Here is a 14,753-nt window from a genome sequence, read left to right on the forward strand (position 1 = left end):
CAGGCGCATATACCTTAGGCCCGGCAAGCGCAGCGCCGCCGGGCAGTCAGGCACCGTACCCGTGGCTGTGCCGGATGGCGGCATAAATGCCTTATCCGGCCTACGGGATCCTCCCGTAAGCCTATACGACTCCGCCGGGCAACTAACGCCAGGCGGCTTATCTCACGCCTTCTGCTTGGCCTCGGACTCCTGACTGCTGTTCAGCGCCAGCGAAACCGCCAGCGTCTGGGCCAGACACAGGGAAGCAACCTGCGAACGGAAGCCATCCACCTGCGCTTCACGCACCACAAAGCAGACATCGCTGAAGGCCGCCAGCGGGCTGACCTGGCTGTCGGTAATCGCGATCTGTCGCGCTTTGCGCTGCGCGCCCAGCTCTACCAGCTCGACCACTTCCCGGGCGTACGGCGAGAAGCTCACCGCCACCACCACGTCTTTCGGGCCGACCAGACTCAGCTGCTCGGTGAACATGCCGCCGAGGCCGTCGATCAGAAAGGCTTTGCGATCGAGGTGGCGCAGCGCATAGGTCAGATAGGAGGCGACGCTGAACGACCGGCGCAGGCCAATGACGTAGATATTTTCCGCTTCGCCCAGCAGGGCCACCGCGCGCTCCAGATCATCGCTGGAGGTCTGCATCGCCAGCTGCTGCAGGGCCTGGTTGTTCACCATCGTGAACATATTGAGGATTTCCGTCGGCGTTTCCGGCGGGCTGGACTCATCGCTGGTAGTCTGGCGGAACAGACGGGCGCGCTCGGTATAGTTGGCGGTCTCTTCCATCAAATGTTGCTTGAACATCTGTTTCATTTCGTTAAAGCCGCTGAAGCCGAAGGCGTTGGCAAAACGAATCAACGTGGAAGGGGGAACATCCGCCTGTTGCGCAATGGAGGCCACGGTATCGAAAGCCACGCTATTGCTGTTATCAAGGATATAGCGGGCGACCTGTTTCAGGCGTTTGCTTAACGTATCGTAGCGACGCCTGATTTCATCCTGCAGGATGGTCAGCTGTGTTGGGTTATTGGCCATAGAGTGCGCTCTGAGAAAATGGAAGGAATATGGCTTCCAGTGTACCAAATGAAGCGAATTTTTCATTTATTGCGACGAAATACGCGATTCATTTCACGAAGAAACAGAAAAACGCCCGCTCCGCAAGGTGAAGGAGACGGGCGTCGGGGGATCAGCGGCGGGCTTCGCGCCAGTAGCCAATAAGCGTCAGGTAGTTGCGTTTCACTTCCTCTATCAGGGCCTCATCGCTGAGCTCACCCTGCATCCAGCGCCGCGACGGCAGGCCAAAGATGGTGCGCCCAACGGCGAAACCTTTGATCATCGGGTGTGCGGCCGCCTCGGCGAAACCGGCGCGCAGTTTGTCGGAAGGCGCGTCGAGGCCGAGGATCAGGATCCCGCGGCTCCACGGATCTTCGCGCTCGATAAGGGCGGTGATCTGCTGCCAGCTGGCGCTGGAGAGCGGCGGCAGCTTCCACCAGTCCGGCTTGATCCCCAGCTGATAGAAGTGTTCCAGCATGGTGTGGTAATGGCGCTCGTCTTTGTCCGGGCCATTTTCCGGCAGGATCACCTCCAGCAGCAGTTCATGGCCTGACTTGTTACAGGCCTGCCACACCTCGAGCAGCAGGGCGTCCTGCTCTGCACGCAGCGCCGCCGGGTCGGCAGGATGATAGAAGACCAGGCATTTGACGACATGCTCCAGCGGCCAGTCGATCAGCTGCGAGCCGATGTTGCCATGCTCCAGACGCAGCGGTCGCGAGCTGGGCAGCTCGATGGGGCGCCCAATCCACCAGCCCTTGCCGGTAATGGCGTTGAGCGCACGCTGGCCGTAGGTGCCGTCGGCCAGAATGCCGCTGCGCTGATCGAGACCCGCCTCCTGCGCCGCCGCTTCGGCCGCGGCTAACAACAACAGCTTGAGCTGCGGAATGCAGGCTTCATCGCGCCCGGTCTCCCGTGCCAGGTCGGCCAGCTGTTTGCGATGGTCGAAGGCGAAAATGCACAGCTCCGGCCACTGCTGACGGCGGCTGGTGACCCGGTGCAGGTGGTTGAGGCGCTCGTCGACGTCCGGGCGCGGCACCGATTCGGCACGCAGCAGGTAGTCATCGAGTTCGACTTTGGTCGGCATCGCCGGCGCGCAGCCGTGGCGGGAGACCACCAGTGCGCCGCAGGCGTTGGCGTAACGGCAAGCCTGCTCCCAGCCTTCGTCGTTGAGCCAGCCGCGCAGCAGGCCCGACATAAAGGCATCCCCGGCGCCCAGCACGTTGAGAACCTCCACGCGCACGCCCTGCTGCAGCGGCACCTGGTCCCAGTTGTCCGGGATGTCGCCTTCCAGCACCACGCAGCCCATCGGCCCGCGCTTGCAGACGAGGGTGGCTTTGGTGGCATTGCGCACATTTTTCAGCGCGGTCAGGGTATCGGTGCTGCCCCCGGCAATATGAAACTCTTCTTCGGTTCCCACCACCAAATCGAACAGATGCAGCACTTCCTGCAGCTGGCTGGTGACCGGCCCGGACTCAATGAAACGGGTTTCGCCATCGCCGAGCGAGGTGAGCCCCCACAGCACCGGACGGTAATCGATATCCAGCGCGGTACGCAGGCCGTGACGACGAGCGTATTCCAGCGCCTTCAGCACCGCGGCGCGGGTGTTGGCGTGCGACAGGTGGGTGCCAGTCACCGCCAGCGCCCGGGAGGAGGCAATATACTCCTCGCTAATGTCGTCAGGCGTTAAGGCCATATCGGCGCAGTTATCGCGGTAGAAAATCAGAGGGAAGGTCTCCTGATCCTTAATCCCCAGCATCACCAGCGCGGTCAGGCGGGATTTGTCGGTGATCAGATACTCCGTATCCACCCCGGCGCGGTTGAGCGTTTCACGCAGGAAACGGCCGTTGTGTTCATCGCCAACGCGCGCCAGCATGGCCGATTTCAGCCCCTGAATCGCGGTGCCAAAGGCCACGTTGCCGGAGGAGCCGCCCAGATATTTCGCGAAACTGGCAACGTCTTCTAGCCGCGAACCGATCTGCTGGGCATAGAGGTCGACGGCCACCCGACCTATACAGATGACGTCGAGCCGCTTTACTGCTGCATTCATAGCTAGGATTTCCTTTTTGGTGTCTGCTGCCTGGAAGGGTCGGGATCCCGACGTCGACTCCGTGAACAGCCTGAGGGTTATTGGTTACCCTTAGTTTGAGAAATAAATATTTCATTTGCAAACTCGTTCGAAATTAAAAAACCAAAAGTGTGAGGGATCTACCACTCTGCCGCACTGAGCCTCGCGCGAGCGTGGATCGGCCCCTCTGTCGCCCCAGGGGAAAGTGAAACGCCGGAAGCGGTTTCTTTACCTATGATTTTTAAGGGGATATTGTCGTGTGGCGTGGCAAAAAAGGGTCCGAAAACGTGTCTGGAATGTAAGTGAAACGTATGAAATGGGTAGAGAGTTTGATCCCTCTCGCAAAATGAAATATTTCTTCTGTATTTGTATTTAATGAAAAAAATGTTTGCCTATAATCCACAGGTATTCCAGTGACGTGAACGACGGCCCCGGCGGCATCGGCGCGACGCCACACACAAATACTGAACAATAAGGATTGTGCATCATGGGCAAACTGAGACTGACAACGGCGCAGGCGCTGGTGAAGTTCCTCGATAACCAGTACCTGGAGGTGGATGGCGTAGAGCTGAAATTCGTGAAAGGCATTTTCGCGATTTTCGGCCATGGCAACGTCCTGGGGCTGGGGCAGGCGCTGGAGCAGGACAGCGGCGATATGCGCGTCTATCAGGGGCGTAACGAGCAGGGGATGGCCCACGCGGCCACCGGTTTTGCCCGCCAGGCCCTGCGCCGGCAGATTATCGCCTGCACCTCCTCCATCGGTCCGGGAGCGGCCAACATGATCACCGCCGCCGGCACCGCCAGCGCCAACCGCATTCCGCTGCTGTTGCTGCCGGGCGATGTCTTCGCCACCCGCCAGCCGGACCCGGTGCTCCAGCAGATTGAACAGAGCTACGATCTCAGCATCAGCACCAATGACGCTTTCCGCGCAGTCAGCAAATACTGGGACCGTATTACCCGCCCGGAACAGCTGATGAGCGCCTGCATCAACGCCATGCGCGTCCTGACCGACCCTGCGGAAACCGGCGCGGTGACGCTGTGCCTGCCGCAGGATGTGCAGGGCGAAGCCTGGGACTACCCGGAATCCTTCTTTGCGCGCCGCGTGCACCGTCTCGACCGCCGCCCGGCCAGCGCCGCGCAGCTGGCGGACGCCGTCGCGGCCATCAAAGCCAGCCGTAAACCGCTGATCGTCTGCGGCGGTGGGGTGAAATACTCCGGCGCGGGCGAAGCGCTGTCCCGTTTCGCCGAGCGCTACGGGGTGCCCTTCGCCGAAACCCAGGCCGGGAAGGGGACGGTGGTCTCGTCTCACCCCCTGAACGTCGGCGGCGTCGGCGAGACGGGCTGTCTGGCGGCGAACCTGCTGGCGAAAGAGGCCGACCTGGTGATCGGCGTCGGCACCCGCTTCAGCGATTTTACCACCGCCTCGAAATGGATTTTCCAGCACCCGGAGGTGCGTTTCCTGAATATTAACGTCAGCAACTTCGACGCCTGGAAGCTGGACGGCATTGCCATGCTGGCGGACGCCCGGGAAGCGATGACCGCCCTCGACGCGGCGCTGGCGGACAGCGGCTGGCAGGCCGGCTGGGGCGCGCAGATCGAGAGCGTGCAGAGCCGTCAGTTAAAAGAGACCCAGCGCGTCTACCAGGCGGTGTGGCAGGAAAAATCCTTTGTGCCGGAGATCGACGATCACCTCGATCGTGAATCGGTGTATCGCGAGTTCCGCCAGATCACCGACTCCACCCTGACCCAGAGCAGCGTCCTTGGGGTACTGAATGAAACGCTGCCGGCCGAGGCGGTGATCGTCGCGGCGGCGGGCAGCCTGCCAGGCGATCTGCAGCGCGTCTGGCGCAATCGCGCGGAAAACACCTACCACGTGGAGTACGGCTACTCCTGCATGGGATACGAAGTCAACGCCGCGCTGGGCGTGAAGCTGGCGCAGCCGCAGAGCGAAGTCTACTCCCTGGTCGGCGATGGCTCCTTCATGATGCTGCACTCTGAGCTGGTCACCTCCCTGCAGGAGCGGGCGAAGATCAACGTCGTGCTGTTCGACAACATGGCCAACGGCTGCATCAACAACCTGCAGATGGAGCACGGGATGGACAGCTTCGGCACCGAGTTCCGCTACCGCCAGCCGGAAACCGGCCAGCTGCAGGGCGGCCTGGTGCCGGTGGACTTCGCCACCATCGCCGCCGGCTACGGCTGCAAAACCTGGCGCGTCACCACCCTGGACGAACTGCGCCACGCACTGGACGCCGCCCGTCGCGAAACGGTCAGCACCCTGATTGATATTAAAGTGCTGCCGAAGACCATGGTGCACAAATACGGCAGCTGGTGGAACGTCGGAGTCGCCCAGACGGCGCTCTCAGAGCGGATCCGCAAGGTGGCGCAAATGATTAATGAAAAGCGCGCCCAGGCGCGTGATTACTAAAACGAACCTCTACCCTGAATCCTACAGACTTACGGAGAAAACCATTATGTCGCTCAAATTAGGTGTCATCGGCGCTGGCGCTATCGGTAAAGAACACATCCGTCGCTGCACCCAGGTTCTGCAGGGCGCCACCGTTGTGGCGGTGTCTGATATCAATGCCGACAACGCCCGTGCGGCGGTCGCGCTGCCGGGCGTGCAGGCGGAAGTCTACGCCGACGGCCACGACGTGATTAACGCCAGCGATGTCGATGCCATCCTGGTCACCTCCTGGGACCCGACCCACGAAGAGTACACCCTGGCTGCCATCGCCGCTGGTAAGCCGGTGTTCTGCGAAAAACCGCTGGCGATGTCTGCGGAAGGCTGCCGCCGCATCGTTGATGCTGAAATGAAGGCCGGCCGTCGTCTGGTGCAGGTTGGCTTTATGCGCCCGTACGACGAAGGCTATCTGGCGCTGAAAAAAGTGATCGACGATGGCGATATCGGCGCGCCGCTGATGCTGCGCTGCGCCCACCGCAACCAGTCAGTCGGCGAGAACTACACCACCGATATGGCGATCACCAACACCCTGATCCACGAGCTGGACGTGCTGCGCTGGCTGCTGAACGATGACTACCGTTCCGTGCAGGTGCGCTTCCCGCGCTCCACCTCGCACACCCATGCGCGCCTGAAAGATCCGCAGATCGTCTCCTTTGAAACCAAAAAAGGCACCCTGATCGACGTCGAAGTGTTCGTGAACTGCCAGTACGGGTATGACATCCAGTGCGAAGTGGTCGGCGAAACCGGGATTGCCCGTCTGCCGGAGCCGTCTGCCGTCCAGATGCGCAAGTCCGCCAGTCTGTCGACCGCCATTCTCACCGACTGGAAAGACCGCTTTATCAAAGCCTACGACGTCGAGCTGCAGGCCTTTATCAACGACGTCAAAGCTGGCCAGCTGCACGGCCCGTCGGCCTGGGACGGCTACGCGGCGTCGGTGGCGGCGGACGCCTGCATTAAAGCGCAGGGAACCAGCGAGCCGGTTGAGGTGACGCTGCCTGAGTGCCCGGCATTCTACAAACGTTAAGCGCGTTTTGCTGACGGAACTTCTTTGCACAGGTAACGACGATGAAAATTGCCTTTGATGTGGATGTGATTAAGGACCTCGGGATCACCCGCATGGTCCATCAGGTAGCGGAGTGGGGCTACAAGTACATTGAACAGTCGCCGCACCCGCAGATTAACCCGTTCTACAAGCACCCGCGCGCCAGCCGGGAGATCATGGCGGAGTACAAGCAGGCGCTGCGCGATACCGGCCTTGAGCTGTCGTCGTTTATCTGCGTCTACCGCTGGTCCGGCCCGGACGAACTGCGCCGTCAGGCGGCGGTGAAAAACTGGAAACGGCTGGTGGAAATTGCGGTGGAGATGGGCGTTCAGGTGATCAACACCGAGTTCTCCGGCGATCCGAATCAGCCCGAAATCTGCGATGAAATGTTCTATCGCTCAATGGAAGAGCTGTTGCCGATTTTTGAGCGGGAAGGCATCCGCGTGGAGATCCAGGCGCATCCCTGGGATTTCTGCGAAGAGAACAATGAAACCGTCGATATTGTGAAGTCGTTCCGCAGCGATAACGTGAAGTACGTCTACAGCGTGCCGCACACCTTTTTCTACGACAAAGGCGTCGGCGATGTGGCGAGCATGCTGCGCTATGCCGGGAGCGATCTCTCCCATGTCCTGATTGCGGATACCCGCAACCATACGAAACATTGCCGCTATATCGTTAACCCGCCGGGCGTGGATGCCGTGGTGCACCAGCACGTAGGCGTCGGGGAAGGGGATGTGGATTTCGACGCGCTGTTCCGCACCCTGCGCGAAATGAAATTCGCCGAGCAGACCTTCAAGGTCGGCGGGGAGCCGATTGTCGCCACCTCGCTGTTTGGCTACCCGGAAAAAATGAAATACCAGGCAGTGGAAACCCGTGAACTCATTGAACGTGAATTGCTGCGCCGGTAAGGCGCAGCGGCAGGAGCCCTACTATGAACAAAGATAACGTCAAACTGGCTATCGCCCCGATCGGCTGGACTAACGATGATATGCCGGAGCTCGGCAGCGAAAACACCTTCCAGCAGATCGTCAGCGAAATGGCGCTGGCCGGCTTTACCGGCAGCGAAGTCGGCAGCAAATATCCGCGCGACCCGGCGGTCCTCAAGCCGATGCTGGATATCCGCGGCATTCAGATCTGCAACGCCTGGTTCAGCACCTTTTTCGCCAACGGCCAGCGGGAAAAAACCATTGATGAATTCGTCAATCACATGAACTTCCTTCATGCGATGGGCGCGAAAGTGATTGGCTGCTCCGAGCAGAGCGGCAGCATCCAGGGGCTGGATAAACCGATCCTCGGCGATGCGAAGCCGTGCTTCAGCGAAGAGGAGTGGCAGCGGGTGGCGGAAGGCTACAACACCCTCGGCCGCCTGGCGGCGGAGAAGGGGATGCAGGTCTGTCTGCACCACCACATGGGCACCGGCATTCAGACCACCGCGGAAATCGACAAATTTATGTCGCTGGTGGACGAGCGCGTCTTCCTGCTGTTCGATACCGGCCATGCCTGGTATTCCGAAGGCGGCGAAGCGCCGATGCTGGCGATCCTCAAAAAGTATCTGCCGCGCATCAACCACGTTCACCTGAAAGACGTCCGTCCGCCGGTGATCGACCAGGTGCGCCGCGACAGCCTGTCGTTCCTCGACGGCGTGAAAAAAGGCACCTTCACCGTCCCGGGCGACGGGGTGATCGATTTCCGTCCGGTGTTCAAGCTGCTGGACGACTTTGGCTATAAAGGCTGGATGGTGGTGGAAGCAGAGCAGGATCCTGCCCTGGCCAATCCTTTCGAATACGCCGTCAAAGCGCGCAAATATATCCGCGAAACGGCAGGGATCTAATCGTTGTGACATTTTCAGGCCATACCGGGTATGGCCTGCTTTTTTTCCTTCCTCAACCGGACTCAGGGCTTAACCACGGCGCCGTACCGTCCCCTCTCCCTCAGGGAGAGGGCCAGGGTGAGGGTGACGATGACGGGTAAAGCGTCACTTCACTTCCGCCAGCGCGGTCTTATCCACATAAGGTTTCATCAGCGCGTCGGCTTCCTTCTGCGCCGCCTGAACCGCCGCTTCCGGCGTTACTTTGGCATCATTGACCACCGCCGCCAGCTGGTTCTCCATCGCCTTACGCACCGCCACGGTCTCCCAGGTGGAGTACCACGGATGGGCGTACTTCAGCTGCTCAAGCGCGATCGCCGCCCGCGGATCCTGCTGCAGATAGGCCTTCATCTCCGGCGTATCGTATGACGCCTTGCGCGGCGAGAAGTAGCCGGTAAAGCGGCTCCACGCGCCGTTCACGTCGGGGCTCACCAGATAGGTCAGGAACTGATACGCCGCTTTCTTCTGCGCCTCGTTGATGCCTTTAAAGCTCACCAGGCTGGCGCCGCCGATCGGCACCGCGCGCTGCTCTTTGGCCGGCAGCATCGCCACCCCAAGCTCAAAGTCTTTGCTGTTCTCGCGCATAAAGCCCAGCGCGCCAGTGCTGAGCATCGCCATCCCGAGCTTACCGGAGAAGAACGCGGCGCTGATCTGCTTCGAGTTCAGCACCCCGGACGGCATTACCTTGTCCTTGTAAATCAGATCCTGCCAGAAGCGCAGGGCGCCGATGGCGGTCGGCGAGTTGTAATAGACCTCGCCAGGATAGTCTTCGTTAAAGTATTTCCCGCCGTTGGCGCGCACCAGTGCCGAGAAGATCCAGCCGCCGTAGTCGTCGTTGGTCGACGGCAGCATGATCCCCCACTGGCCTTTGCTCTCGTCGGTCAGCTTTTTGGCATCGGCCAGCAGCTCGGCCCAGGTCTGCGGCGGCTGTTTGATCCCGGCCTGATCGAACATCGTCTTGTTGTAGTAGAGGATCGGCGTCGAGTTATGGAACGGGATCGCATAGGTGGTGCCCATCACCTGGGCGTTCTTATGCATCGCGGGCCAGAATTCCTTTTGCAGAAAATCGCCAGCCTTTTGATCGCCATATTTAAACAGCTCGTCCATCGGCAGGATCTCATCCTTCAGCGCCAGATCGGTGGTGAAGTTGGCGGACATGATCACCAGCGCCGGCGGCTGGCCGGCCTTCTGCGCCGATTCGGCTTTGATCTTGGTGGTGTCGTAGTTGCCGGTGAAGATGCCGCGCACTTCGACATCCTGCTGCGAGTCGTTGAATTGCTTAATGACGCGGGTCATCTCCATGGTCAGCTTGCCGTCCACCGGCGCCGGGAACATGAAGTCTATTTTCTCTTTTGCCAGCGCCGCGCCGCTCAGGGCAAGACTGAGGCCAACCGCGACTACCGTAAGAGGTTTAAACATGATTACACTCCATCAGTAAATTATGCTGGGTCTCAGCATGAAAAAGATGCACATCGGCAGGCGAGAAGCCGACCAGTAGCGACTCGCCTTTCTCCGGCACCGTGCCGCGGTGGCGGCGGCTAAAGCGCAGGGTGCCGATCGGGGTGCTGACGTGGAGCAGGTAGTCGGCTCCCATCAGTTCTCGTTGCAGAACGGTGGCCGGGAGGCGCAGATGGCCCTCTTCCACGCGGTCGGTAATATGTTCCGGGCGAACGCCCAGCCAGACGCGGGTCTGATCCCGGTGGCGCGGCGGCAGCGGATAGCGCTGTTCTCCCAACAGTACGTCACCATTGGCGCAGGGCAGCGACAGCAGGTTCATCGCCGGCGAACCGATAAACCCGGCGACGAACAGGTTGGCCGGGTTGGCGTACAGATACTCCGGGCGCCCGACCTGCTGTACGTGGCCGCCGTTCATCACCACGATGCGGTCGGCCATCGACATCGCCTCGGTCTGGTCGTGGGTCACATAGATGGTGCTGGTTTTCAGCTGCTGGTGGAGGGCCATAATGCTGTCGCGCACTTCGCTGCGCAGGCGGGCGTCGAGGTTGGAGAGCGGCTCGTCCATCAGGAACAGCCGCGGATTGCGCACAATCGCCCGGGCCATCGCCACCCGCTGGCGCTGGCCGCCGGAGAGCTTCGCCGGTTTGCGGTCGAGCAGCGCCTCCAGCTGCAGCATCTGCGCCACTTTATCCACCCGTGGCTGCCAGCTGCTTTTCTCTTCCTTGCGCACTTTCATGCCGAAGGTGATGTTGTCGCGCACCGACAGATGCGGAAACAGGGCATAGTTCTGGAAGATCATCGCGAAGTTGCGCTCGCGCGGCGTGGTGGCGGTGATGTTCTCATCATGCAGCCAGATTTGGCCTTCGCTGACCGGCTCCAGGCCGGCGAGCAGGCGCAGCAGGGTGCTTTTCCCGCAGCCCGACGGGCCGACCAGCACCACGAATTCACCTTCGTGAATATCCAGCGACAGGGCGCTGAGCGCCGGTTTGCCGTCGAAACGTTTACTGATGTTTTGCAGACTGAGCATGGCGGTTAGCGCTCTTCCGTTGGACAACTGATGTTTTCGTCGTACAGCCACGGCCCGGCGTAGTGGGCCAGCGAGTGCTGGTAGCTCACCCACTGCTCGCCGACCTGGCGGTGCATCAGGCACGACGCCGGGGAGAGGTCGTAATAGGGCCGGGTGTCTTCGTGGCAGTACGGTACCTGATGGACGGTGCCGGGAATGGTGGAGATCAGCGCCTGGCGATACTGGGTCATGGTCAGGCTGTGGTTATGGCCGCAGAAGATGCGCGTCAGCGACGGGAAACGCTCCACCAGCGCCAGCAGACGGTGGCCGTTTTCGCAGGCGATCGGGTCCATCTGCGCATTGCCCAGCGGCAGCGGCGGGTGGTGCATAAACACCGTTGCCGGTTTGTCGCCGCCCTCGAACAGCTGCGCCTCCAGCCAGCCGATGGTCTCGTCGGTCAGCCAGCCTTTTGACGTGCCGGCGTGACTGGAGTCGATAAACAGCAGGCGGGTGGCGAAATCATCCACCGCATAGCGCATATTTTGCGGATCGTTGCCCAGCTGCGGGCACAGCGGGTGAAGATGCTCCAGAAAATGGGCTTTGTCGTCGTGGTTGCCGGGGATCAGATACAGCGGATAGTTCAGGCTGCCGAGGATCTGGCGGGCCACCTGATACTCCTCCGGGCGGCCGCAGTTGACGATATCCCCGCTCACCACCACCGCGTCCGGGCGCTCGCGCAGCGCGTTAAGCTGGGAGACCACGTCGGCGTTGGCGGCATTGACGTCGATAAAGCCGTACAGCTTCTCGCCGCGGCTGCGGAAATGGGTATCGGAAATGTGCGCTAACAGCATGAATCACTCCTTATTTGATCCCGGAGAAGCCGAAGCTCCGCAGGAACTGTTTCTGAAAAAGGATGAACGCCAGCATCAGCGGCAGGCAGACCATCAGCGTCCCGGCGCCGATGGTGCCCCACTGGCCGCCGGATTCGGCGCCCATGGCGAAGGAGACCAGCCCGACGGTCAGCACCTGCTTATCGGGATCGTTGAGCATCATCAGCGGCCACAGGTACTCGTTCCAGTGGTAGGTAATGCTGACGGTGGCGAAGGCCAGCACTGACGGCCAGGACATCGGCAGCAGCACGCGGAACAGCACCTGCCACCAGCGGCAGCCCTCCATCAGCGCCGCCTCTTCCAGCTCTTTCGGGATGGCGAGGAACGCCTGACGCATCAGGAACACGCCGAACGCCGAGGTGAAGTAGGGCATCATCACCCCGGTGAGGGTGTTGAGCAGGCCGAAGGTTTTCAGGGTCAGCATGTTCGGCACCATCATCACCACCGGCATGATCATCAGCTGGACGAGGAACAGGAGAAACAGCGTCTGCTTGCCGCGAAATTCGTGACAGGCGAAGACGTACCCGGCGGTGGTGATGGTCAACAGCTGCACGAAGAAGGTGCCGAAGGTGAAGATAAGGGTGTTGGCATACAGGCTCAGCCAGTCGGCGCTGTTCCAGGCGTCGCGGAAGTTATCGAGGGTCAGCGGCAGGCGCGGCAGCAGCGAGGCCATATCTTCCCCGAAGGTGGTAGCGCTGAACGAGGTCGCCAGCATCCAGATAAACGGGCTGATCCACAGCAGCGCCAGGCAGCACATTAATACCGTCAGCGTAAAGGGCGACGAGCGGCGCAGGCGCAGCCACAGCGGACGCGTAGCGGCGGGCGTGCGGACCAGCAGCGGCGAGATGTCAGCGCTCATAGTGGGCTCCTTTCTCCAGCAGTTTCAGGTTAATCAGCGAGAAGGCGAACAGCCCGGCCAGGGTCAGGAAGGTGGCGGCGGAGGCTTTGCCGAGGTCGTGGGTATCCCAGGCGAGATTCTGGATGTAATAGAGCAGCACGGTGGTGGCGTTGTCCGGCCCGCCGCGGGTCATCACCGCCACGTGGTCGATCTGGGTGATGGAGTAGATCAGCGCGGTGGTGATCACAAAGCTCAGGGTCGGGCGCAGCAGCGGTAGCGTGACCTTAAAAAAGACCTGCGTGCGGGTAGCCCCCTCCATCAGCGCCGCTTCCCGCGTCGAGGCCGGAATGCTCTGCAACCCGGCGAGGAAAAACAGCATGTAGTAGCCGGCGAACTTCCATACGCCGATCAGCGCCAGGGCCAGCAGCGCGCTGTTGCTGCGCCCCAGCCAGTTGTTGTTCATCGGCCCGAACAGCTTCGCCAGATAGTGGTCGAGCAGGCCGAGGCCGGGCATAAAGATAAACAGCCACAGCGCGGCGGCGCTGACCATCGGGATAATCATCGGGAAGAAAAAGGCGGTGCGCAGCCAGCGGTTGACGCGATGGTTCTCGCTGAGGGCGACCGCCAGCAGCAGGGCGAGCGTCACCCCGGGAACTACCGTCAGCAGGATATAGAGCAGGTTATTGCCCAGCGACTGCCAGAAGACGTGATCGGCAAACAGGCGGACGAAGTTATCCAGGCCGACGTACTGCGCGCCGTCGCTGGCCATGCGGGTATCAAACAGGCTGTCATACACCGAACGCCCCAGCGGGAACCAGGTAAACAGCAGTAAAAACAGCAGGGAAGGCGACAGGATCAGCCAGGGAAGCCAGGTCTTTCTCATGGTGACGCGCATCTCGTTCAGCCATTTATCGAAGCCCGGATTGTGGGAAGCAATGACTACAGAGGCATGGCGGGGAGATGACGGTTTGATGAAGCGACGGGGAAAACGCCGGGCGAGCGGGCCGCCCGGCGGGAGAGAACCATCAGAAGTCGGCTTTCAGCACCGCGCGGTAGCGGGCTTTGCCTTCGCGAACGTGCTTCAGCGCTTCGTTAATCTGCGACATCGGGAACAGCTCGGTGGTTGGCGCCACTTTGCTGCGCCCGGCGAACTTCATCAGCGTGCGCAGTTCGGACGGGTTACCGGTCGCCGAGCCGGAGATGCTGCGGTCGCCGCCGATAAGGGTAAAGGCCGGCACCGGGAACGGCTTCATCACCGCGCCGACGGTATGGAAGTTGCCGCCGTAAGCCAGGGCTTCGAAGTACGGCTGCCAGTCGAGATCCACCGCCACGGTGTTGATGATCAAGTCAAACTGACCGGCCAGCGCTTTTAAGGCTTCAGGATCGCGGCTGTTGACCACGCGATCGGCGCCCATCGCCAGCACTTCCTGCTCTTTGGCCGGGTTGGAGCTGAAGGCGGTCACTTCCGCGCCCATCGCCCGCAGCAGCTTAATGGCGATATGGCCGAGGCCGCCGATGCCGATCACCCCGACGCGGCTGGTGGCGGTGACGTGGTGGGTCAGCAGCGGTTTAAAGACGGTGATGCCGCCGCACAGCATCGGGCCGGCGGACGCCAGATCGATGCTCTCCGGCAGGGGGATCACCCACTGCCAGTCGGCGCGCAGCTTATTGGCGAAGCCGCCGCGGTTAAGAATGGTCGGCACCGAGCCTTCCAGACAGTTGATCTGATTGCCGCTGATGCAGGCGTCGCAATGGCCGCAGCTGCGCGCCGTCCAGCCGATGCCGACCTTCTGGCCAATCTTCAGCCCTTTATCCTGCGCCGCGCTGCCCAGCGCCGCCACCCGGCCAATCACCTCGTGACCGGCCACCAGCGGGTAGCTCGACATGCCCCATTCGTTGTCGATCATCGACAGGTCCGAATGGCAGATCCCGCAGTATTCCACTTCAACTTCGACATCTTCCGGCTGCAGCTCGCCGGCATCGTATTCCCACAGCGACAGATCGGCGCCCGCTTCTTTGGCGGCGTAGCTTTTAATGATGCTCATGTTTATTTCCTTGGGGTTGGCGTAATAACCCAGAAAGTGT

Annotated in this window: 12 protein-coding genes; 4 read left to right on the top strand and 8 right to left on the bottom strand. The window is 61.1% G+C overall.

What is annotated here, in order from left to right; all coding sequences use genetic code 11:
* Positions 1 to 162: 162 nt before the first annotated feature.
* Positions 163 to 1,020, bottom strand: a complete 858-nt coding sequence (locus HMPREF3142_RS22110; protein WP_004152190.1) for a MurR/RpiR family transcriptional regulator — start codon at positions 1,018 to 1,020, stop codon at positions 163 to 165.
* Positions 1,021 to 1,171: 151 nt separating this feature from the next.
* A complete protein-coding gene (locus HMPREF3142_RS22115; RefSeq protein ID WP_070612589.1) occupies positions 1,172 to 3,085 on the bottom strand; it encodes a bifunctional 5-dehydro-2-deoxygluconokinase/5-dehydro-2-deoxyphosphogluconate aldolase in 1,914 nt (637 codons plus the stop codon).
* A gap of 505 nt (positions 3,086 to 3,590) precedes the next feature.
* Between HMPREF3142_RS22115 and iolD the strand changes: the two genes are divergently transcribed.
* Genes iolD through iolE form a run of 4 tightly spaced genes read left to right on the top strand, consistent with a single transcriptional unit; the run spans position 3,591 to position 8,440 of the window.
* A complete protein-coding gene (gene iolD / locus HMPREF3142_RS22120) occupies positions 3,591 to 5,531 on the top strand; it encodes a 3D-(3,5/4)-trihydroxycyclohexane-1,2-dione acylhydrolase (decyclizing) (protein ID WP_004152191.1) in 1,941 nt (646 codons plus the stop codon).
* Between the two features lie 46 nt (positions 5,532 to 5,577).
* Positions 5,578 to 6,591 carry a bifunctional inositol 2-dehydrogenase/D-chiro-inositol 1-dehydrogenase gene (locus tag HMPREF3142_RS22125; protein WP_004152192.1) on the top strand — a complete coding sequence of 338 codons (1,014 nt, stop codon included), beginning with the start codon at positions 5,578 to 5,580 and terminating at the stop codon, positions 6,589 to 6,591.
* Between the two features lie 41 nt (positions 6,592 to 6,632).
* Positions 6,633 to 7,517 carry a sugar phosphate isomerase/epimerase family protein gene (locus HMPREF3142_RS22130; RefSeq protein WP_004152193.1) on the top strand — a complete coding sequence of 295 codons (885 nt, stop codon included), beginning with the start codon at positions 6,633 to 6,635 and terminating at the stop codon, positions 7,515 to 7,517.
* 23 nt (positions 7,518 to 7,540) lie between these two features.
* On the top strand, positions 7,541 to 8,440 hold the full coding sequence (iolE, locus tag HMPREF3142_RS22135; protein ID WP_049157920.1) for a myo-inosose-2 dehydratase: 900 nt from the start codon (positions 7,541 to 7,543) through the stop codon (positions 8,438 to 8,440).
* A 144-nt stretch (positions 8,441 to 8,584) separates the two neighbouring features.
* Here iolE and HMPREF3142_RS22140 read toward each other — a convergent pair whose 3' ends face one another.
* The 6 genes from HMPREF3142_RS22140 to ahr form a co-directional block, all read right to left on the bottom strand.
* Positions 8,585 to 9,895 (bottom strand): ABC transporter substrate-binding protein, encoded by a 1,311-nt coding sequence (locus tag HMPREF3142_RS22140; protein WP_023323534.1) that lies wholly within the window; start codon positions 9,893 to 9,895, stop codon positions 8,585 to 8,587.
* Positions 9,888 to 10,961 (bottom strand): ABC transporter ATP-binding protein, encoded by a 1,074-nt coding sequence (locus tag HMPREF3142_RS22145; RefSeq protein WP_070612591.1) that lies wholly within the window; start codon positions 10,959 to 10,961, stop codon positions 9,888 to 9,890. The genes HMPREF3142_RS22140 and HMPREF3142_RS22145 overlap by 8 nt, the downstream gene beginning before the upstream one ends.
* A 5-nt stretch (positions 10,962 to 10,966) precedes the next feature.
* Complete coding sequence (locus HMPREF3142_RS22150; RefSeq protein WP_023296943.1) at positions 10,967 to 11,791, bottom strand: phosphodiesterase; 825 nt, start codon at positions 11,789 to 11,791, stop codon at positions 10,967 to 10,969.
* 10 nt (positions 11,792 to 11,801) lie between these two features.
* The gene (locus tag HMPREF3142_RS22155) at positions 11,802 to 12,689 is read right to left on the bottom strand and encodes a carbohydrate ABC transporter permease (RefSeq protein WP_064166224.1); all 888 of its coding nucleotides are present in this window, start codon (positions 12,687 to 12,689) and stop codon (positions 11,802 to 11,804) included.
* Positions 12,679 to 13,563: a carbohydrate ABC transporter permease gene (locus tag HMPREF3142_RS22160; RefSeq protein ID WP_165473994.1), complete on the bottom strand. Its 885-nt coding sequence runs from the start codon at positions 13,561 to 13,563 to the stop codon at positions 12,679 to 12,681. Before HMPREF3142_RS22160 ends, HMPREF3142_RS22155 begins: the two co-directional genes overlap by 11 nt.
* 130 nt (positions 13,564 to 13,693) lie before the next feature.
* A complete protein-coding gene (gene ahr, locus HMPREF3142_RS22165) occupies positions 13,694 to 14,713 on the bottom strand; it encodes an NADPH-dependent aldehyde reductase Ahr (RefSeq protein ID WP_004178400.1) in 1,020 nt (339 codons plus the stop codon).
* Between the last annotated feature and the right edge of the window lie 40 nt (positions 14,714 to 14,753).

The sequence above is a fragment of the Klebsiella sp. HMSC16C06 genome (assembly GCF_001808325.1).
Lineage (GTDB): Bacteria > Pseudomonadota > Gammaproteobacteria > Enterobacterales > Enterobacteriaceae > Klebsiella > Klebsiella variicola.